Source organism: Halobacillus sp. KGW1 (assembly GCF_001592845.1).
Classification (GTDB): domain Bacteria; phylum Bacillota; class Bacilli; order Bacillales; family Halobacillaceae; genus Halobacillus.
In genome coordinates this window covers 878,720-899,327 of record NZ_LSOC01000003.1, presented here as the reverse complement: position 1 = coordinate 899,327, position 20,608 = coordinate 878,720, and the positions used below count along the sequence as shown (strand labels likewise).

Here is a 20,608-nt window from a genome sequence, read left to right as displayed (position 1 = left end):
AAAAGGGGTAGTGACTATGGAACAACAAGAACCTATATATGATTTGATCGGAATCGGAACAGGACCTTTCAACTTGAGCCTTGCCGCTCTTTTGGATGATATAGAGGAAGTGGATGCATTATTCTTTGAACAGAAATCTGCCTTCGAATGGCATCCGGGTATGTTGATCGAGGGAACGAAGATGCAGGTTCCGTTTCTTGCGGATCTGGTTACAATGGCCGACCCGACGAACCCGTACAGCTTCCTGAACTATATCAGCAAGCACGATCGGATGTATCAGTTCTATTTCCTGCAGCGTCTGGACATTCCGCGCAGAGAATATAATGATTACTGCCGATGGGTCGCCGATCAGTTGTCATCCTGCCGGTTTGGTAAGCGCGTCACGGGGATCCGTCATGTCAAAGATAACGGGGACACCTTCGAAGTCGATGTTCTCGATATCGAAACAGGTAATTCTACGCTGTATCGAACCAGGAATCTCGTTATGGGAACAGGCAGCGTTCCATCCATGCCGCAATCTTTCCAAGGACTACCGGAAACGGATGTTTTTCATACGGCAGACTTCCTTATAAACAAAGATGCATGCCTGAATAAGAAATCGATCACAGTGGTCGGATCCGGACAGAGTGCTGCCGAAACGTTCCGCGATCTCCTGCAGGAACAGCGCCGGTACGGCTTCCAGCTGGACTGGATTACGAGATCGCCCGGCTTCTCTTCCATGGAAGAGTCGAAATTGAGTCTGGAACACTTTTCTCCGGACTATGTAAACTACTTTTACAGCCTTCCCCAGGAGCAGAAAGATGAAATTTTTGCTACGCAGGGGTTATACTACAAGGGGATCAGTAATCATACAGTGAATGATATCTATAATTTGCTTTACGAATACTCCGTTGGTGGAGAAGAGCTTCCAGTCGGCCTTCAGGTACTTACCGAAGTCCGGGATGTCCATGCAAAAGCAGACGGCGGCTATGAACTAGACTGCTACCATTATCAAAAAAGGAAGAAGTACACGCATGAAACAGATGTCATTATCGCCGCGACCGGGTATAAGCCTTATGTTCCGGATTTCGTTCATTACATGGAGGACTTCCTTGTTTGGGATGATCAAGGCCGTTATGAAGTGACAGAAGATTACAGATTGAAGAAAAATGCAGACACGCCGAATGAAATATTCGTCCACAGCGGTATTTCCCATACGCATGGTGTCGGTTCGACAAACTTGGGGCTGTCCATTTACCGCAATAAGTTAATTATTAATCAGCTGACCGGCCGCGAAGTCTTTCCGCTCAGTGAGAAGAACATTTTCCAATCCTTTTCTGTTCAATAAATGTGAAGCACATGAAAGGTGACAACTCTTTCATGTGCGTTTTTTGGTTCTGTTGATAATGTGTATAAAATTGTGTATATGTGAATGGAAATCAAAGAGGTGGCACAGTCTTTCTGGGTTATCCACATGTGTATAAATCTACCCATCCTTTCCTAAGGATGCGATTGGGGATAATGTTGATAAAACAAGGGTTCAGCGAATCTGGGAAAATATTAATATGTAAAAAAATCAATTAGTCTCATCTGGCTATTGACATATTAGGGCTAAGGGTTAATAATATTGTAAATATACAGAGGAAATTATAAATATACATAGAGGTGGTTTTAGTTTGAAAGCAGGAATTGTCGGAGCTACAGGATACGGCGGCATCGAGCTGTTCCGGATTTTACAGGCTCATCCAAATATACAAACAATCACATTGTATTCCTCCTCACAGGCAGGGGAGTATTTTGAAGATATATATCCACAAATGAACAGTGGTACGAAGCACGAATTGAAAGATGTCGAGCCGGAGAAGATGAAGCAAGAACAGGATGTCATCTTTTTAGCGACGCCCGCCGGGGTTTCCAGTAAACTCACTCCCCAGCTTGCCGGCAGCCGTGCGAAAATTATCGATTTATCGGGAGACCTGCGGCTGAAGGATGCGGAAAGCTACTCCCGGTGGTATAAAAAAGAACCTGCTGCCTCAAACGTGCTGCAAACCGCTGTCTATGGCCTGCCGGAATGGAATAAAGAGGCGATTCGCGGGGCGGATGTCATCGCAAACCCTGGATGTTATCCGACAGCCACACTTCTTGGTCTTGGGCCGCTGGTCAAAGAAGGCCTTGCCGTTCCTTCTTCCATCATTATTGATGCGAAGTCCGGCGTATCAGGGGCAGGGAAGAACCCGAACCCTGTGGCTCATTTTGCACATGCACAGGAAAACTTTCAAATATATAAAGTGAATCAGCACCAACACATTCCCGAAATTGAACAGCAGCTTGCTGAGTGGGAAGAAGATACGGAGCCTGTTACGTTCTCTACACATCTCGTTCCAATGACGAAGGGGATTATGTCGACGATCTATATGACTCTCAAACAAGAGGTTACGGAAGAACAACTGCGCTCCATCTACCGTTCCTATTACGCACAGGAGCCGTTCGTGCGTGTCAGGGAAGATGGTACGTTCCCTTGTACGAAGGACGTGTACGGAACGAATTATTGTGATATCGGTATGACGATCGATCCGAGGACGAAGCGGGTAACCATCGTCAGCGTCATCGATAATTTGATGAAAGGCGCAGCAAGCCAGGCGGTACAAAATATGAATCTAATATTCAATAAGGACGAAAGTGCAGGATTACCAGAATTTCCTGTCTATCCTTAAGAAGAGGAGGAGAAACGTTGATAGAAGCGAAGAACGTACATCAAATTGAAAAACTAGAAAAAGGGTCAATCGTGACGCCGAAAGGCTTTACAGCGGGAGGGGTGCATTGCGGCCTCCGATATCGCAGGAAGGATTTCGGTTTGCTGATGAGTGAGACTCCAGCCTCCATCGCGGCTGTTTATACGCAGAGTCACTTTCAGGCTCCACCTCTGAAGGTCACACAGGAGAGTATCGCTAAGGGCGGAAAGATTCAAGCCATTGCAATCAACAGTGCTATTGCCAACGCTTGTACTGGAGAAGAGGGTATGGCCAACGCCTACGAGATGCGTGACCTCATCGCTTCTAGATTCGAGATCCCTAATGAATACGTGGCGGTCGCTTCTACGGGTGTCATCGGGGAACAGCTTCCGATGGATAAGATTGCGGAAGGTAGCCGGACTGTAGAACTCAGCGAGCAAGGCAGCGGGGATTTCCAGGAGGCTATCCTCACTACAGATACATGTCAAAAGCATACATGTTATCAAGTGCAGATCGACGGAGTCACAGTCACGATCGCCGGTGCAGCAAAAGGTTCCGGTATGATCCATCCGAATATGGCTACTATGCTGGGCTTCATAACAACAGACGCTGTCATTGATACGGCCGATATGCAGGCTGCCCTGAGCCATACGATTGATAAGTCATTCAACCAGATCACCGTAGACGGCGAGACGTCTACGAATGACATGGTGCTTGCGCTTGCAAACGGAAAGGCAGGCCACGAACCGTTAAATACAGATCATCCGGACTGGGAAGCATTTCAAGCAGCCCTTCAGCTCGTCTGTGAAGACTTGGCTAAGCAGATCGCCCGGGACGGAGAGGGTGCCACGAAGCTGATTGAAGTAAATGTTACCGGTGCTAAATCCGACCATGAAGCTCGAATTATCGCCAAGAAAGTCGTCGGTTCCAGTCTTGTCAAAACGGCTGTTTACGGTAGGGATGCCAACTGGGGCCGTATTGTAAGTGCAATTGGTCACAGTGAAGCAACGCTTGATCCGAATGAATGCGATATTCATATGGAAGACCAACTCGTATTCAGTAAAGGTACGGCATGTGCCTTCTCTGAAGAGAAAGCAGCAGAAGACCTGGAGAATGAAAAGGTGACAATCGGCATCAAGCTTGGCGTAGGGGAAGGTACCGGCACAGCTTGGGGGTGTGACTTGACTTATGACTACATCAAAATCAATGCAAGCTACAGAACATAAACCGGTGATTGTCGTCAAGCTTGGCGGCAGTATGACAGACCAGCTTACGGACGAATTCTATCAAAGCTTCCGGTCAGTGCTAGCACACTATCACTGCATTATCGTCCACGGCGGCGGCCCGGCTATCAACAGAATGTTGGAACAGTTGAAAATAGAAGGTGAATTCTACAATGGTCTGCGTAAAACGACCGCTCCGACGATGGCTGTCGTCGAGATGGTGCTGGGTGGTCAGGTGAGTGCACAGATTACAGGAAGCTTAGCCGCACAGGGTATATCTGCAATCGGAGTCAAAGGATCAGAAGCGGATTTATTAACCTGCAGCTTCGTAGATGAAAAAAACCTCGGCTACGTTGGTCAGGTAGAAGCAGTAGAACCAGGAGTACTGAACCATATTCTCGAAGGAGGGTATCTTCCTGTTGTAGCCCCATTCGGTAAAACATCGGATGGAGTGACGGTAAATGTCAATGCTGACATGGCGGCAGGAGCAATTGCACGTGCAGTCGGAGCGAAGAAGCTGCTGTATGTGACGGATGTTCCCGGTATTCTTATTAATGGCTCTCTATTGGACGCAACGACGCCGGAAGAGATAGAAAGTATGATCGAAGACGGTTCCATTTATGGTGGTATGATTCCTAAAGTGAAATCCGCTGTCGAAGCACTGTCCGACGATTTGGAAGAGGTTTTGATCGTTAGTGGAGAGACAGCACTGATGGAACATGGAACGATAAAAGGGACGTCGATTTCAGAGAAACGAAAGGAGAAAGTCAAATGAGCTTATTTCCTACCTACAATCGGTTTCCGTTGACGATCGTCTCCGGAAAGGGAACGAAAGTAATGGATGATCAAGGGAAGGAATACCTCGATTTCGTTTCCGGAATCGCCGTATGTAATCTTGGTCACCGGCCGGACAAAGTGGAATCTGCAGTGAAAGAACAAATGGAGCAGGTTTGGCATGTCTCAAACCTTTATCAGATCCCTGTGCAGGAGCGGGCAGCGGAGCTTTTAGTTTCAAAGACCGATCTGGATCATGTCTTCTTTTGTAATAGTGGAGCAGAAGCGAATGAAGCGGCCATTAAGTTGGCACGTAAACACACTGGAAGAGAAAAGATCATTACATTTAAGCAGTCCTTCCACGGAAGGACATTTGCAACGATGAGTGCAACGGGGCAGGCGAAAATCCACGACGGGTTTGGTTCCTTGCTGCCTACCTTTAACTACTATCCATACAATGATGTGGAGGCTATTGAAGAGGTTCATGACGGCCATGTTGCTGCGATCATGGTCGAAGTCATCCAAGGGGAAGGCGGCGTCGTCCCGGGTACGAAGGAGTTCCTGAAAGCTGTCGAAGAGAAGTGTGACGAGCTCGGTGCTTTGCTGATCATTGATGAAGTGCAGACGGGAATCGGCAGGACAGGTCGACCGTTCGCGTATCAGCATTATGATCTGAATCCCGATATCGTTACTTCTGCAAAAGGTCTCGGCAGTGGTTTTCCTGTAGGAGCCATGCTTGGAAAGGCAGAGCTCGTGGAAACATTCACAGCTGGTGTCCATGGTTCGACTTTTGGTGGGAACCCGTTGGCTTCTGCCGCAGTGAAAGCGACGCTCGAAACGATTTTCAATGATTCCTTCCTCGAAGATGTGACAGAGAAAGGGCGCTTATTCAAGCAAAAGCTTGTGTCTGAGCTATCTTCTGTCGATTACGTGAAGGAAGTGAGGGGCGAAGGATTGATGCTTGGGATTGCACTGGATACGGAAGCAATCCAGCTCGTACATGCTTTAAGGGAGAGTGGATTATTGACAGTCCTTGCTGGTCCTAATGTTCTTCGGCTTTTACCGCCTCTGACAGTTTCGGAAGAGGAGATCGATCAGGCGGTTGCGCTTTTGGGCGAAGTATTAAAGAAACATGAGCAGGAACTTCAAAAAGCTTAATATAAGCATTGGTGGACCTCGCATTTCGGGGCCACCTTTTCTGGAAATTAAATGTATAAAAATTCATTAAAAATAATATTTATTCAATTTATGAGGTGAACGTATGAAAGGTTACTTAAGCTTACAAGATGGAAAAACGTTCGAAGGAAAAGTCTCGGGATATTATCAACAACCTGTTCAGGGAGAGGTCGTTTTCTTTACCGGTATGACAGGTTATCAGGAAGTTTTGACGGATCCGTCCTATAAAGGGCAGATTGTTGTTTTCACGTATCCACTAATCGGCAATTACGGCATCAACGCCGATGATGGGGAGAGTAAGGAGATACAGGTAAGCGGCGTCGTCATGTTTCAGTGCGCAGACATGGTGACCCATTACAAAGCGACACATTCTCTTGGTGAGTACTTGGAGGAGAATAACGTCCCGTATCTGACTGGTGTCGATACAAGAGAGTTGACTAAGGCCATTCGGTCTGGAGGAACGAGACAAGCGATTTTGGCAGATGAACCTGTCCGTGACTTCGAACCATTGGAAACAAACCAAATGTATGAGGTGCATGGGGAGGAAATAGAAACGCACGGCGATGGACCGCTGCATATAGGAATGATCGACTTCGGATGGAAAAAGTCCATTTTGAAATCCCTGCTTAAATGGAACGTCCGTGTGAGCGTTATTCCTTTTACTCAGGTGGAGAAAGTGAACGATCTTCACCTTGATGGACTTGTCCTATCTAATGGTCCGGGGGATCCGAAAGACGTTCTGCCTCATCTTCCGGCTTTAAAAGAGGCGTTGGATACCCACCCAAGTTTCGGAATTTGTATGGGACACCAAGTCATCGCTCTCGCCTATGGAGCCAATACCAAGAAACTGCCTTTCGGGCACCGTGGGGCCAATCACCCGGTTAAAGACCAGCTGACAGGAAAGGTGTTCCTGTCTTCTCAAAACCACAGTTATGTGGTGGACGAAGCCAGTCTAGATGTTACACCACTTACAAAACGATTCTATAACGTAAACGATGGGTCTGTCGAAGGATTAATGCATAAAGAAAAACCGGTAATGTCTGTGCAGTTCCACCCGGAAGCGAATCCGGGACCTGCGGATGCACAATGGTTATTTAATGACTTTGTAAAGGTAGTGGAAAAAGGAGTGAACGTTCATGTCTAAGAAAGTATTAGTCATCGGTTCTGGTCCGATCGTGATCGGCCAGGCGGCGGAATTCGATTATTCAGGCACACAAGGGTGTCTTGCACTTAAAGAGGAGGGGCATGAAGTCGTATTGGTCAACAATAACCCGGCGACGATTATGACCGATCATGAAATAGCGGACGTCGTCTACTGTGAACCGCTGACGGTCGAGAGCATTGCTGCCATCATCGAGAAAGAGAAGCCGGATTCCGTTCTTGCGGGACTTGGCGGGCAGACGGCACTAAACCTTGCTGTTGAGATGGAAAAAGAAGGAGTGCTGGAAAAATACGGAGTAGAACTTCTTGGAACAAGCGTGGATTCTATCAAACAAGGGGAGGACCGGGAGTTGTTCCGTGCTTTGATGAACGAGCTGGATCAGCCGGTTCCTGAGAGTGAAGTAATTACGACGCTGGAACAGGCGAAAGCATTTGCCGAGCGTGTCGGATACCCGATTATCAGCCGCCCTGCCTACACACTTGGCGGCCGAGGCGGTGGAATCGTAGACGAAGAATCAGGATTGGAAGAGTTGATCCTGACTGGTCTGAAAGCGAGTCCGATTCATCAGGTCATTGTTGAAAAGAGCATTGCCGGTTTTAAAGAAGTCGAATACGAAATTATGCGGGACCATAATGGAACATGTATTTCGGTCTGTAACATGGAGAACTTCGATCCGGTTGGCGTTCATACAGGTGATTCCATTGTTGTAGCACCTTCCCAGACATTAACGGATGAAGAATACCAAATGTTGAGAAGTGCTTCCCTTAAAATCGTGTCGGCTTTGGAGGTTATCGGAGGCTGCAATGTTCAACTCGCCCTCGATCCACACAGCAAAAACTATTATGTCATCGAAGTTAATCCGCGTGTAAGCCGTTCTTCTGCATTAGCATCAAAAGCGACCGGTTATCCAATCGCCAAGATGGCGACAAAAGTGGCTCTCGGTTATTCGTTGGATGAATTGTTGAACCCATTGACAGGCCATACGTATGCAAGCTTCGAACCTGCTTTGGATTATGTCGTTGTGAAATTCCCGCGCTGGCCGTTTGATAAGTTTCCCGAAGCGGAAAGAAGCCTTGGCACGAAAATGAGAGCAACGGGAGAGGTCATGTCGATCGATCGAACGCTCGAAGGGGCTTTTCAGAAGGCCGTCCAATCGCTCGATACAAGCATTCCTGTCATTACAGATAAGTGGACACAATTGACGAAACCGACGGACCTCCGCTACTTCGCCATTTTAGAGCTTCTGAGAGAAGGCGTGACGATCGAGAAGATTCATGAAGTGACTAAAATTGACCTGTTCTTCCTGAACGTCCTTAAGAACATCGTCCATACAGAAAAGCAGCTGGAATCCAGTCCTGTCACCGAAGAGCTTCTTCAGCAGGCGAAGGTCTATGGATTCTCTGACCCGACCATTGCCGTGCACACAGGTGCGTCGGTACAGGAAGTTAAGAGTTGGAGAAAGGATTTCGATTTACAGCCGAAGTTCAAAGTCGTCGATACATGTGCGGCTGAGTTTGAAGCAGCTACCAACTATGTGTACAGCACGTATGCCGGCAACAATGAAATAGCACCGTTGGCGGGGGAGAAGAAAGCATTGATCCTCGGATCCGGACCTATTCGGATCGGTCAGGGTGTCGAATTCGATTATAGTGCCGTTAAAGCGATCGAAAGTCTCCAAAAGCTGGGCTGGACGACGGTCATGATCAACAATAACCCGGAAACGGTAAGTACCGATTACGCAACTGCTGATCGTTTGTATTTCGAACCGATTCATACAGAAATTGTGGAAGCCATTGTCGAACAGGAAGGAATCGATCTCGTATTCACACAATTCGGTGGTCAGACAGCCATCAACCTGGCCGAGGAGCTTTCAAAAGCAGGTCTCCCGCTGGCTGGTGTATCAACAGACGTTCTGGATGAGCTGGAGGACCGTGACAAATTCTATGAAGCATTGAAGAAATTAGATATTCCGCATGTTTCCGGAACGACATGTCATACGAAGGAGGAAGCTTGGTCTGCGGCGGCAACTTATAATTTCCCGATTCTCTGTCGTCCTTCCTACGTTATCGGCGGACAGGGAATGGTGAAGATCGAGAACGAAACAGAATTGAAGCAGGCGCTCGACGAAACGGAAGACCGTCACTATCCGATCGTTCTTGACTCCTTCATGCAGGGCATGGAAGTGGAAGTCGACCTGGTCGGGGATGGTGAAACCATCTTCCTTCCGGATGTCATGGAGCACATTGAACCGGCAGGCGTTCATTCCGGTGACAGTATGGCGATCTTCCCTTCGGCTCTGTCGGAAGAAATCAAATCCACAGTACGCCGCTATAGTGAGCAGATCGTCCAGCACTTCCAATACAAAGGTATCATGAATATTCAATTCCTCTGTGTCGATGGACGCGTGTACGTACTGGAAGTGAATCCGCGCGCAAGTCGTACGGTGCCGATCATCAGTAAAGTTGCTGCCGTTCCTTTGGTCGATTACGCGGTACAAGTGCTCGTCGATGCTCCTGGGTTCGCACTCGCTGAGAAGCAGGTTCCGAACATCACCGTAACAGCTGTTAAATATCCGGTCTTTTCTTCTTATGCCATGACGGAACTGGACCACAAGCTTGGACCGAACATGAAGTCCACTGGAGAAGGGATGTGTCTCGGTAATACGGTAGAGGAAGCCTTGCAGAAAGTATTCGCTCATCTTCCTGATATCCGGGAGGACAAGGACATTTGTTACGTCGATGTGGAGGGATATTCTCACATTCCGTCATCTGAACTCGACTTTGAAGAGTGGCTGACGACCGCATCTGCCGTCCTTTATGTCAATGACCAGGAAACGGAGCTGGCGCGAAGCAGAAGAATTCAGGCAACGAAGAACGGTGTGCAGGTGTTTAGCGAAACAACAACGTTTGAAGCGTTTTGGCAGGGGCTTCAAGTAGAGAAGAACGAACCTACCCCATTGCCGGAGATGATCCTGGAAGGAGTGCATACGTAATGAATTTAATGGAGCAGATGTATTCAACGAACAGTTCTATGCAGGGCAAACATATTCTGACTTGGCTGGATTACAGCCAGTCGGAAGTCTGCCAACTGCTGGCACAAGCGCAATATATTAAGGAAAATCCCTACAATCAGTCATTAAAAGGAAAAAATCTAGCGATGATTTTTGAGAAATCATCCACCAGAACCCGTGTTTCTTTTGAAGTCGGGATGGGGCATATGGGAGGGCACGCTCTTTATCTCAACACGAAAGACATTCAGGTCGGGCGTGGAGAAACGATTGCCGATACCGCCCGCGTCCTATCCGGCTATGTAGACGCCATCATGTTCCGTACGACTTCCAACGAGCGCTTAACGGAGCTCGCCGAGCATGCGACAGTCCCGGTTATCAATGGATTGTGTGATATCTATCACCCGTGTCAGGCGCTTGCGGATGTGTTTACCATCCTTGAACTGAAAGGCCAATTGTGCGGCATCAAGCTGGTTTACATCGGAGACGGTAACAACGTCGCTCATTCTCTAATGATCCTTGCAGCGATGATGGGGATGGAAGTGGTGGTATCTGCTCCGGAAGGATATGAGCCGGATGAAGAGATTACCGCTAAATCAAAAGCTCTGGCGGAAGAATATAACGGTTCTGTCACCATCGAACCGGACCCTGTCCAAGCGGTGAAAGATGCAGACGTTGTCTATACGGATGTGTGGACCAGCATGGGACAGGAGGAGGAAGCGGAGCAGCGCTTAAAAGACTTCCAAGGCTATCAGGTAAATAAAGAGCTTCTTTCTCATGCCAAACCGGACGCCTCTTTCCTGCATTGTCTTCCAGCTCACAGAGAAGAAGAGGTGACAGCAGAGATCATCGACGGTCCGCAATCCGCCGTTTTCCAACAGGCGGAAAACCGTATGCACGTACAGAAGGCAATTTTACAGGCGATTATCGGCTGGCGGTAAAAAAACAAGCATATTTTTATAGAACCGAACCGTATGATATGGAATGAGGAACTTCATTAATGGACGATTCACTAATATGGTCGAATTACTACGAATAACATCGAACAACCTTTTTTATAAAGGGAATTTTGATTGAATGTGGAAGTAGTTAGGGAAAGCGATCAAATCTTAAAGGAGTGGCCATTGAATGAGTGAACAAATGACAACGGCTGTGGAACCTAAAGTCATGAAGAAGTCCCATTTCAAAGTGGTCGGTGTCTCTTGCCAAACGATGATGGATGAAAGGGAAGTGAAGGTTCCGCAACTAATGGAACAATTCCATACGATGAAGCTTCCGAAGGTAAAAAATCGTATTAATGCTCCCTGTTCTCTCGGTATGTTCGTCGATCCTCCCAATTGGAATGAGATGACGGATGCCTTTTACTGGATCGCCGGTGTCGAGGTAGACAGTTTCGAGAAGATTCCACAAGATATGATTACAAAAACAATTCCTGCTTATACGTATGCGGTGTTGGAGTATGATCCGTCCCTTCATGAGTTCAATCCTTACCTTTATCTCCACGATTGGATCAAGGAAAAGGGTTATGAACAGGTGGAAGGATTCGGTTTCGAAGAATACCAGCCTTACACGGGATCCCAAACCAGCTATCGGCTATATCTTCCCATCAAATAAGTGCAATAAAAAATCCGAACGCTCCTGGAATGCTCTGATCAGCATTCCGGGAATCGTTCGGATTTTTTTAGAGGAGAAAAGATAAACCAAAGTACAAAACAGCTGCAATGGCAGCGGCGATCAAGGCTGGCTTTAACTTGAATTTGGCATATTTAATTGGATTCAAGTTGAGGATTCCGGCTGTCGTATTCGTATCATCACTTAAAGGTGAAGCGAATGCACCGAAGGTCCCGCTCGCGAAGACAGCGCCGATCACCATCGGGAGAGAACTGCCGGCGACTGTGGCAATGGATATTCCGACGGGCATCAGTATTCCCCACGTGCCCCAGGAAGATCCGATGAAATAGGACAGCCCGCAGCCGACGATGAACAGCACAACAGCTACGAATCCGGAGGGAATCCAGCCGAAGGAGGAAGATATCGTGCCGGCGAAATCCAGTGTTTCGGAGCCGCGACTCAGGCCCCAGACGAGAGCGAGCAGCATAATAACGCCCATCATTTCATTGCCGCCTTCTGTAATAACTGTCATCATCTTTTTCAGTGATTCCGAACGAACCTTCAGGAACAGGACGAGTGCAATTAACGTGATGAGAACGGCGAGTACCATTGCATCCAGCACGTTATCGTTGATCAATGCATCAAATCCGCTTTTGCCATCACGGACTCCCGACATATACATAAGCAGGAAGGTGAGCCCGATTACGGCGAAAAGTGGGATAATCAAACGCCAGGGTTTTGCGGGCAGCTCCTTCGTCACGGCAGGGTGACAGTCTTCCCACTGGTCATCATCTTCCCGCGGCTCCTGATCCATATTCTCCGCATCTGTGGCAGCTTTTTTATTCCTGTGGAAGAAACTTAAATAAAGGCCTACAAGGAGCATAGAGAAGGCGAAGAAGTTGAATGGAATGCTCTGGATGTATAAGCTGTAAGCATCTCCTGTCGTATTCGCCTGCTCCAGAGAAAGGGCGATGACCGAGGTCATATAGCCGACGAAAGCAGTTGCTACCGGAATCAGCACGACGAGTGGGGAAGCGGTTGTTTCAATGACGAAGCCCAGCTCCTGTTTGGACATAGGAATGTTCTTCCTCATTGCTTTCATCACCGGCCCGATCGTCACAATACGAAAACTGGGTGCGGAGAAGGTGCCAAGGGATGACAGCCACGTCAGCAGGAAGGCTCCTCGTTTGGTTTCGATTCTTTCGGTAGCTTCTTTTACGAAGCCTTTGATGCCTCCGGCCATTTTTATCAGACCGATTAAGGCAGCGAACACATAAAGAAAAAGGATGATTTTCAAATTGCTGTCATCAGAAAGCCCTTCGATAATGAACCCAAGGGCTGCCATCATGCCACCCAGCAGATGGAAGTCGGATATGTATCCTGCGACGACGACGGCGAAAAGCAGGCTTGGAATGACTTGTTTAGTCCAGACGGCAGCGATGATGACCACAATGAAAGGGACGACGGATAACCAGTCCATGACAATGTACCTCTCTTCCTTGCTATATCTTCTTCTAGCATGCGTGAGTTGACGCTTGGATATTCTTTTTATTGAAAAAGGACTTTTATCACTATCACACGAATAGGTGGAAGAACTGACTTTTGACAGGAGGGCTTTCCTATGACATTTATGAAGCAGTCTGTAATAATACAAAAACCGTTGGAAGAAGTATTTGCTGCCGCCATCGATTTCTCTAATAGTCTGGAAGTGATGGACGCCGTTGTTGATGTGGAGCTGTTGAGTGAGGGGCCTGTGCGTGAGGGGTATCGTTTCAAGGAGACGAGGTTGATCAGAGGAAGGAAAATCCCGGCGGTTATAGAAGTAACGGACTTCGTAAGGAATGAAAGTTATTCTGTCCGAAGTGTCCAGAACGGTCTTGATTTGCGTTATCACTATGTGTTCACGGAGCGGGAAGCGGGGAGTACGGAAGTGACATTCCGAGGAGAAATGAAGACGGAGGGAATCCGTAACACCATGATGAAGCCCTTGATCCAGCGGATTATCAAAAAGGAAGATGAGGACCATCTGCCTCGTTTGAAGAAGTTTATCGAAAACAGGCCGTAATGGTGGTATAATGGAATTAAGCTATGGATCATGTATGAAAGGTCTCTCCGCCATCCAATATGGGAAGAGGCCTATTTTTTTATAGACAGCTCCCGGAAGCATTGACGGAGCCTTATGGAATGAGGAAAGGAAAGATATAGATTATGACTCAACAAGAACAGCCTTGGTTTGCTGAACTATCCCCTTCGCTTAAGGAGGCGTGGAAGAATTCTGGTTTCCACACTTTCACGAATGTACAGGAGCAGGCCATCCCATTTATTTTAAATAAAGAAGACGTCCTTGCGGAGGCGCCGACCGGAAGTGGTAAAACCCTTGCTTATTTACTGCCTTTAATCCAGCAGGTGGACGCGGAGAAGAAGCAGACGCAGGTTTTGGTCATGGCTTCGTCTCATGAACTGGTGATGCAGATTCATCAGGAAATACAGGTATGGACAAAAGACAGCGGTATGACAAGCACTACTTTGATCGGCGGAGCGAACGTGAAGCGTCAGATCGATAAGCTGAAGAAGAAACCTCATATTGTGGTCGGGACACCGGGAAGGGTGTACGAGCTTATTCAGAAGAAGAAGCTGAAAGCACATGAAATGCATGCGGTCGTGATGGATGAAGCGGACCAATTGCTTGTCCCTGAGCATATTCAGACGGTTGAGAATGTGTTGAAAAGCACAAGGAAGGATACGCAGATCCTGCTATTTTCTGCTACTTTGCCGGATACGGTCATTGATGTAGCTCAAAGCTTTATGAAGGAAGACGCTGAGGTAATCCGGGTGCAGGAAGAGGCTCAGAAGCCGGCAGTCACCCACACCTATATTGCTTGCTCCGACCGTGATAAAGTGGAGCTCGTTCGTAAACTGTCCTACACAGATGGTTTCTTCGGCCTGGCCTTCCTTCAAGACATCGCCAAGCTGAATATTATGGCAGAGAAGCTGACTTACCATAAGCTGGACATTGGTCTCCTGCATAGTGATGCAAAAAAAGAACATCGGGCGAAGGCGATCCGGGAATTCCGCCAGGGTCAGTACCCATTGTTGTTAGCGACAGATGTAGCGGCCAGGGGGTTGGATATCCAGGAAATCAACTGCATCATTAACTTGGACATGCCTAAGGACAGAACTTCCTACATTCATAGAGCAGGTCGTACAGGAAGGATTGGATCGGAGGAGGGCACGGTTGTGTCACTCGTCAATCCGGTCGAAGAGAAGCGGTTGAAGAAGTATGCCCGTGACTTGGACATTGACTTGAAGAAAGTAGAAATATATAAGGGACGTCTGCAGGAAGCGCGTCGCTAGCTAGCAGACGCCGTGACACGGAAGTTGACTATACTATTTAAACGAGGAGACAACCACCATGAGAAAGTTACTATTGTTTCTGATTGCTTTACTTGTCATCATCGTCGTTGCAACCCCTGTCTCTGCTCAAGATATATGGAAATGGAAAGATAACCCGAAAGAATCGTATGAGAAGGTGACCCGTCATATTCAGGGCCTGGTCGAAGGTACGGATGTGAAACAGGAAGTTCAAACATTCGGGGAGGATCTACGCTCTTTCTTTGACGGAATCGAATGGAAATACGTAGAGGACTCTGAATTGGAGCAGCCGCAGGCGGAAAATAATGGTGTGGAAACACAGGCAGAGCCGGCAGCTGAGGAAGGGTCCATCGACGATTATCAACCGAATGAGTTCGAGAAGGAAGTTGTAGCGCTTGTCAATGAAGAACGGGAGCAGCGCGGCCTTGCCCCGTTAAAAATAGATAATCGGTTAAGCGGTATGGCCAAGGTTAAATCGCAGGATTTATCGGATAAAGACTACTTCAGCCACGAATCGCCGACTTACGGTTCGCCTTTTGATATGATGAACCAGTTTGATTTCGACTATAGGGCAGCTGGTGAGAATATTGCTGCAGGTCAAAGGACGCCTGAACAGGTAGTGGAAGGTTGGATGAACAGTGACGGCCACCGTGCCAACATTCTTCACGAAGATTTTACGCATATCGGTGTCGGTTATGTGAAGGGTGATGGAAGGTACACAACGTATTGGACGCAGCTTTTCATGACACCAAAATAAACAGAGAGCAGGGCACGAAATCGAGGTGCTCTGCTTTTTTTGTTATATATATCTGATTGTTTAGAAAATTGGGTAAAATATGCAGGTCACAATAGTTTTTATTCGTTATAAAGTGCTATAATTCTATAGCGACTATTTATTATTACTAATTGAAGATAAAGAAAGAAGGGTAACTGCATGGACAACCTCCCCGGTCTGTTTAAAAACGAGAGATGGATGAAAAGCCTTTTTCAACAATTGGAAGACGGTATAGCGATTGTGAAGAAGGAGGAGGACTGTTTTCTGTTCCTTTATGTGAACCCCAGTTTGCTGGAGAGCTACCCCGGGATGGAAGGGAACATCCTGAAGAAAACGGACCACGCAGCAATGTATAATCATCTGTGTCGTGTGTGTGAAGCGGCAGATCGAAAGAACGGACAGGTGGTACCTATAGCCGAAGAACCTTCTTCCCCATTTCAGGAGCCTTATCAATTATATTGCATGAAACCGGAGGCCGTCTATTGCATTTCCATAGATGGGAAAGCGAGGAGAGGTGCCGGCAGAATAGAGATGTGGATGGAGGATGCGTACCGCTATCGTTCTCTCGTAGAGACGTCGCCGGATGCAGTGTTCGTTCACGATCAGGATGATAGAATTGTCTATATTAATCAGACGGCCGTTCATATGATCGGGGTGAATAAACCGGAAGACGTGTATGGACAGGATATAAAAAGATATTTCTCAGGGGAAAACGAGGAGAAAATAAGGGACCGTCTCAGGCGTCTGTTTGCCGGTTTGGAGGTTAAGGGACCGATTGAACGTCAACTAGTCAAAGTGGACGGCACATGCATGGAAGTGGAAGTACACGGGGGACTTGTACACTATTCCGGAGAAAAGGCGGTACAAACCGTGTGCCGGGATATTTCCGAGCGAAGGATGCAGCAGGAAAAACTGAAGACGATGGCCTATTATGACCAACTTACCAATGTAGCAAATAGAAGGTACTTTTTTGATAAGTTGAACAGCGAACTCGAACAGGCGGAAGAAGATCAGTCTATGCTTGCTCTCCTTTTCATTGATTTAGATAACTTTAAACAAATCAATGATAGGTATGGACATCAGATCGGAGATGAAATACTTGTCATCTTCACCAAACGTGTGAAACAGAAGCTGCGTGATTCTGATACACTTTCAAGGCTCGGCGGTGATGAGTTCGTCATCCTGCTTACCAGTATAACATCGGGTGATCAGCCGAATAAAGTGGCCGATCGGATCATGAACAGTATCACGAAACCTATCTTCAAAGAGGGCCGCGCTATCCATATCAGTGCTTCTATAGGGATTTCTATTTACCCAGATCACGGACGGGACAGGAATGATTTGATGACGAGGGCGGACAGAGCCCTTTATGACGCTAAAGAACGAGGAAGAAGCAGAATTTCTGTCTCTACGGAAGAAGACAGGTGATAACTGGAAGGCGTGAACCAGCAAGGAGGAATACATATGGATTACATCCGTTATTTACGCTCTATGGTCGGACAGCAGCGGGTAATTATGACAGTGAGCGGGGTCTTCGTTCTTGACGAACAGGATAGAATCCTGCTGCAGCTCCGTTCGGATACAAACAGTTGGGGGATCCCGGGGGGCTTTATGGAAATGGACGAAACTGTGGAAGATGCAGCGAGGAGGGAAACGAGAGAAGAAACGGGACTGGATCTCGGGAAAATGGAATTGTTCGGTGTTTACTCAGGAACCTCCTTACATAAGACATTCCCAAATGGAGACAAGGCTGCCCTCGTACAAATTCTTTTTACCTGCAGAGATTTTGAAGGGGAATTGAATGAAGGGGACAGCGAGACGGTGGATGTAGGATTCTTTCCTCTGCACGATCTGCCTGAGAAAATGTTTGAAAAGCATAGGTTGTTCATTGAGGATTTTTTACAAAAACAGCCTCCGGTGATCGGATAAAAAATCATTCCTATTCTTTTAAAAAGAACCCTTAAGGGTTCTTTTTTTAGTTGTCTGTTCACTATAATGAAAGGGTTTTGTCGATAAATTAAGAAAAAAGTAGATATATTGAGAAAATAAGGCATAAACACGCATTTTATGTTCGTTATAGAGGATTTATGGGAGAATTTTAGCTTTGACACTTTCATAAAATATCTTATAATCAAAGTAACATTCGTTAAAACGAACAGAGGAGGCGGTCTTCCACCCATCGTTTTGGACGTGTCATTGTTGGACTCCGTCATGAAAAATCAGGAGGTTAAGATATGGAAAATGTAGTGACTATTCCTAATGTAAACGAACAATCCCCCTCATTGAATATTTCTGGTGTAAGACATACGTACATGAAGCCTCGTATCACTGCCTTCATTCCTGCACATAACGAAGAAAAGTCGATTCGTGACTGCCTCGAAGGACTCGGGGACCAGACCCTGCCGAAAGATGTGGAATTGGACGTCATCGTCATTGCTGATAACTGTACTGACAGAACAGAAGAAATCGCACTCCTTGCCGGTGAAGAGTTCAACCTCAACTTGAAAGTGTTGACAACGGAGAATAATAAACAACGCAAAGTTGGAGCATTGAATTCTGCCTGGAAGAGTATTTATGGCGATCCGCTGGACTTGTATAACAAAAAACCGACGATCTATGAAGAATATTATAAGAGTTCGGTAAAAGCCATCCTCGGTATGGATGCGGACAGTCGTCTTGCTCCGGATGCTCTTGCAGAACTCTGGGAAGGATTGATGAGTGCTCGTAATATCGGTGGAGTTATGGCCAAGTACACGATGAGAATGCCTAAGAAGAAGAGCCTGCTTTCGAAAGATGACGTTCGTTATGAAGAACTTCTGGCGAGCGGTCAGTATGGAGGTCCTGTGACCAGATGGTGGACGCACCAGCAGAAGCAGGACATGGCGAGCTGGCTGCTCGATCTACAATACAGGGGAGGAAGCACATACGTTCTTGGAGGTCAGGCGACCCTGTTCCGTCCGGAAGCGCTGCAGGATATCGTAGACGAGAACAAACTCGACGGTCCATGGCAGGATGAAAGTGATGTAGAGGATATGCTGCTTACATGGCAGATACAGAAACGCTGGAAGACATTGATCAGTCCCAAAGCCCGCTGCTTCGTTGATGCTATGAGGTCCTATCATACGTTTCGTCAGCAGCGTAATAAGTGGCAGGGAGGAACGGTCGAATTACTTACGAATAACGATATCGGGGTGAAATCAAAGCACAGGGCGAAAATCTGGCGGTCACAAATCAAGACGATGATTGATCTATCCATCCGTCTTATCTTCTTTACCCTTCTGCTCGTATCTATTACGACCGATCAATTTTACTGGGCGTGGATATGGTTGACGCCTGTTGCGCTTGCTTCGATCCTTAATACGATTCTTGCTCTGAAGACGCCGATGCACAGGCCGGTTGATGTGATTCTGGCGGCGCTGCTTATCAGCCCCGAGATTTATTTATGGGTAAACTTCATCACCTTCTCCAACGTTTGGCTTGGTAAGTTGTCTGCCCATAAGAAGGATGGATGGGCAGTCCAGTATAATGCAGAGCGCGGGCAGACGAAGAGTAAGATTGTAGAAGGGATGCTCGCAGTCATTGTCTTGATCGGTGCACTCGTTTATGTAGCCGTTACACACAGGGATTTCTTTACCAGTGAGAAGGTTCAAACGGCTGTTTATCCATACTTGGATGCAGGCTGGACAATTTTGACCTTCCTTACCGTGTACACGTCATTACTGATGCTTTATCAGATTTGGACATTAAGAGGAAGACATACGGCTTGATCCCATAAACCAGGAGGTAGAACGATGAACATTAAAAAAGCGATCATTCCTGCTGCTGGATTCGGAACAAGGTTCCTTCCTGCTACAAAAGCCCAGCCGAAAGAAATGCTGCCGATTGTCGATAAGCCGACCATTCAGTATATCGTAGAAGAAGCAATAGCTGCCGGCATTGAGGAAATCATCATCGTGACCGGGAAAGGAAAACGCTCGATTGAAGACCACTTCGATCACGCCTTCGAGCTGGAAGCCAATTTAAAGAAGAAAGGCAAGTGGGAGCTCCTGGAGGAAGTGCAATACTGCTCAGGGCTTGCTGATATTCACTACATCCGTCAGAAAGAGCCGAAAGGACTGGGGCACGCCATCTGGTGTGCAAGGAAGTTCATTGGTGAAGAGCCGTTTGCGGTTTTGTTGGGAGACGATATTGTGAGGTCCGATTACCCGGGTATCCGGCAGTTGATGGACGTTTACGATGAAACGGGAGCATCTGTAATCGCTGTCCAGGAGGTTGCCCCCGAAGAAACCCACCGATATGGGGTAATTGCCCCGACAGCCAACACGGGCAGGAAGTTTGAGGTCGGTGGTTTTGTAGAAAAACCGGTGCAGGGGACGGCTCCATCCAATTTCGCAATCATCGGCCGTTATGTACTTACTCCGGAAATATTTGCTTATTTGGATAAACAAGAGATTGGGGCAGGGGGAGAGGTGCAGCTGACGGATGCGATTGATCGGTTAAACCGTAACAATCCCGTGTATGCCTGGAATATGGAAGGTCGCCGGTATGACGTTGGGGAGAAGGTCGGTTTCGTCCAAACGACCATCGATTTCGCTCTGGAGCGCGAAGAGCTGAAGGATGAACTGCTTGCCTACCTGCGGGACGTCGTCGCCCTTCATGAAGAACAGAAGCTGCGCGTCTTATAAATTATAGAGAAGCTGCGGATAATGGATCGCCTCTTGGAAAGCGTTCCATTATCCGCAGCCCTATCCTATAAAAATTGCTGGAAGCAGCCCCGGTATGGGGCTGCTTCTTTAT

General features: G+C 47.3%; 17 protein-coding genes. 16 read left to right on the top strand and 1 reads right to left on the bottom strand.

Annotated features, from left to right (window positions below; all coding sequences use genetic code 11):
• Window positions 1-16: 16 nt before the first annotated feature.
• The 9 genes from AXG56_RS13450 (at window position 17) to AXG56_RS13410 (ending at window position 11,667) form a co-directional block, all read left to right on the top strand.
• On the top strand, window positions 17-1,327 hold the full coding sequence (locus tag AXG56_RS13450; protein ID WP_062514981.1) for a lysine N(6)-hydroxylase/L-ornithine N(5)-oxygenase family protein: 1,311 nt from the start codon (window positions 17-19) through the stop codon (window positions 1,325-1,327).
• A 328-nt stretch (window positions 1,328-1,655) separates the two neighbouring features.
• Window positions 1,656-2,693, top strand: a complete 1,038-nt coding sequence (gene argC, locus AXG56_RS13445; protein WP_026577765.1) for an N-acetyl-gamma-glutamyl-phosphate reductase — start codon at window positions 1,656-1,658, stop codon at window positions 2,691-2,693.
• Window positions 2,694-2,710: 17 nt separating this feature from the next.
• The gene (argJ, locus tag AXG56_RS13440; protein WP_026577766.1) at window positions 2,711-3,937 is read left to right on the top strand and encodes a bifunctional ornithine acetyltransferase/N-acetylglutamate synthase; all 1,227 of its coding nucleotides are present in this window, start codon (window positions 2,711-2,713) and stop codon (window positions 3,935-3,937) included.
• Entirely contained in the window at window positions 3,900-4,709 is an 810-nt protein-coding gene (gene argB / locus AXG56_RS13435) for an acetylglutamate kinase (RefSeq protein WP_008636829.1), read from the top strand. Before argJ ends, argB begins: the two co-directional genes overlap by 38 nt.
• Window positions 4,706-5,866 (top strand): acetylornithine transaminase, encoded by a 1,161-nt coding sequence (locus AXG56_RS13430; protein WP_062514978.1) that lies wholly within the window; start codon window positions 4,706-4,708, stop codon window positions 5,864-5,866. Before argB ends, AXG56_RS13430 begins: the two co-directional genes overlap by 4 nt.
• Window positions 5,867-5,969: 103 nt before the next feature.
• Window positions 5,970-7,028 (top strand): carbamoyl phosphate synthase small subunit, encoded by a 1,059-nt coding sequence (locus AXG56_RS13425; protein ID WP_008636831.1) that lies wholly within the window; start codon window positions 5,970-5,972, stop codon window positions 7,026-7,028.
• Entirely contained in the window at window positions 7,021-10,038 is a 3,018-nt protein-coding gene (locus tag AXG56_RS13420) for a carbamoyl phosphate synthase large subunit (RefSeq protein ID WP_062514976.1), read from the top strand. Before AXG56_RS13425 ends, AXG56_RS13420 begins: the two co-directional genes overlap by 8 nt.
• Entirely contained in the window at window positions 10,038-10,994 is a 957-nt protein-coding gene (argF, locus tag AXG56_RS13415; protein WP_035388135.1) for an ornithine carbamoyltransferase, read from the top strand. The genes AXG56_RS13420 and argF overlap by 1 nt, the downstream gene beginning before the upstream one ends.
• 187 nt (window positions 10,995-11,181) lie before the next feature.
• Window positions 11,182-11,667, top strand: coding sequence for a GyrI-like domain-containing protein (locus AXG56_RS13410; RefSeq protein ID WP_008636835.1), 486 nt, complete (start codon window positions 11,182-11,184; stop codon window positions 11,665-11,667).
• A gap of 67 nt (window positions 11,668-11,734) precedes the next feature.
• On the opposite strand, the gene AXG56_RS13405 is transcribed toward AXG56_RS13410, so the two are convergent.
• The gene (locus AXG56_RS13405) at window positions 11,735-13,144 is read right to left on the bottom strand and encodes a Na+/H+ antiporter NhaC family protein (protein ID WP_008636837.1); all 1,410 of its coding nucleotides are present in this window, start codon (window positions 13,142-13,144) and stop codon (window positions 11,735-11,737) included.
• A 141-nt stretch (window positions 13,145-13,285) separates the two neighbouring features.
• Here AXG56_RS13405 and AXG56_RS13400 point away from each other — a divergent pair, with 141 nt between their 5' ends.
• The 7 genes from AXG56_RS13400 to galU all read left to right on the top strand — a co-directional run bounded on the left by AXG56_RS13400 (window position 13,286) and on the right by galU (window position 20,496).
• Window positions 13,286-13,729 carry an SRPBCC family protein gene (locus AXG56_RS13400; RefSeq protein WP_062514974.1) on the top strand — a complete coding sequence of 148 codons (444 nt, stop codon included), beginning with the start codon at window positions 13,286-13,288 and terminating at the stop codon, window positions 13,727-13,729.
• Between the two features lie 143 nt (window positions 13,730-13,872).
• Window positions 13,873-15,018 carry a DEAD/DEAH box helicase gene (locus AXG56_RS13395; protein ID WP_008636839.1) on the top strand — a complete coding sequence of 382 codons (1,146 nt, stop codon included), beginning with the start codon at window positions 13,873-13,875 and terminating at the stop codon, window positions 15,016-15,018.
• A gap of 58 nt (window positions 15,019-15,076) precedes the next feature.
• The gene (locus AXG56_RS13390) at window positions 15,077-15,793 is read left to right on the top strand and encodes a CAP domain-containing protein (protein ID WP_062514972.1); all 717 of its coding nucleotides are present in this window, start codon (window positions 15,077-15,079) and stop codon (window positions 15,791-15,793) included.
• 177 nt (window positions 15,794-15,970) lie between these two features.
• On the top strand, window positions 15,971-17,239 hold the full coding sequence (locus AXG56_RS13385; RefSeq protein WP_062514970.1) for a sensor domain-containing diguanylate cyclase: 1,269 nt from the start codon (window positions 15,971-15,973) through the stop codon (window positions 17,237-17,239).
• A gap of 36 nt (window positions 17,240-17,275) precedes the next feature.
• Window positions 17,276-17,740: an NUDIX hydrolase gene (locus tag AXG56_RS13380; RefSeq protein WP_062514968.1), complete on the top strand. Its 465-nt coding sequence runs from the start codon at window positions 17,276-17,278 to the stop codon at window positions 17,738-17,740.
• 305 nt (window positions 17,741-18,045) lie between these two features.
• Complete coding sequence (locus AXG56_RS13375; RefSeq protein WP_008636850.1) at window positions 18,046-19,578, top strand: glycosyltransferase family 2 protein; 1,533 nt, start codon at window positions 18,046-18,048, stop codon at window positions 19,576-19,578.
• 24 nt (window positions 19,579-19,602) lie between these two features.
• Window positions 19,603-20,496 (top strand): UTP--glucose-1-phosphate uridylyltransferase GalU, encoded by an 894-nt coding sequence (gene galU, locus AXG56_RS13370; RefSeq protein WP_062514966.1) that lies wholly within the window; start codon window positions 19,603-19,605, stop codon window positions 20,494-20,496.
• Window positions 20,497-20,608: the final 112 nt, after the last annotated feature.

What these genes read in the sequence shown, in the direction of transcription:
- AXG56_RS13450 (WP_062514981.1), top strand. Translation starts at nt 17, where the DNA reads ATGGAACAACAAGAACCTATATATGATTTGATCGGAATCGGAACAGGA.
- argB (WP_008636829.1), top strand. Translation starts at nt 3,900, where the DNA reads ATGACTACATCAAAATCAATGCAAGCTACAGAACATAAACCGGTGATT.
- AXG56_RS13430 (WP_062514978.1), top strand. Translation starts at nt 4,706, where the DNA reads ATGAGCTTATTTCCTACCTACAATCGGTTTCCGTTGACGATCGTCTCC.
- AXG56_RS13425 (WP_008636831.1), top strand. Translation starts at nt 5,970, where the DNA reads ATGAAAGGTTACTTAAGCTTACAAGATGGAAAAACGTTCGAAGGAAAA.
- AXG56_RS13420 (WP_062514976.1), top strand. Translation starts at nt 7,021, where the DNA reads ATGTCTAAGAAAGTATTAGTCATCGGTTCTGGTCCGATCGTGATCGGC.
- argF (WP_035388135.1), top strand. Translation starts at nt 10,038, where the DNA reads ATGAATTTAATGGAGCAGATGTATTCAACGAACAGTTCTATGCAGGGC.
- AXG56_RS13410 (WP_008636835.1), top strand. Translation starts at nt 11,182, where the DNA reads ATGAGTGAACAAATGACAACGGCTGTGGAACCTAAAGTCATGAAGAAG.
- AXG56_RS13405 (WP_008636837.1), bottom strand. Translation starts at nt 13,144, where the DNA reads ATGGACTGGTTATCCGTCGTCCCTTTCATTGTGGTCATCATCGCTGCC.
- AXG56_RS13400 (WP_062514974.1), top strand. Translation starts at nt 13,286, where the DNA reads ATGACATTTATGAAGCAGTCTGTAATAATACAAAAACCGTTGGAAGAA.
- AXG56_RS13395 (WP_008636839.1), top strand. Translation starts at nt 13,873, where the DNA reads ATGACTCAACAAGAACAGCCTTGGTTTGCTGAACTATCCCCTTCGCTT.
- AXG56_RS13390 (WP_062514972.1), top strand. Translation starts at nt 15,077, where the DNA reads ATGAGAAAGTTACTATTGTTTCTGATTGCTTTACTTGTCATCATCGTC.
- AXG56_RS13385 (WP_062514970.1), top strand. Translation starts at nt 15,971, where the DNA reads ATGGACAACCTCCCCGGTCTGTTTAAAAACGAGAGATGGATGAAAAGC.
- AXG56_RS13380 (WP_062514968.1), top strand. Translation starts at nt 17,276, where the DNA reads ATGGATTACATCCGTTATTTACGCTCTATGGTCGGACAGCAGCGGGTA.
- AXG56_RS13375 (WP_008636850.1), top strand. Translation starts at nt 18,046, where the DNA reads ATGGAAAATGTAGTGACTATTCCTAATGTAAACGAACAATCCCCCTCA.
- galU (WP_062514966.1), top strand. Translation starts at nt 19,603, where the DNA reads ATGAACATTAAAAAAGCGATCATTCCTGCTGCTGGATTCGGAACAAGG.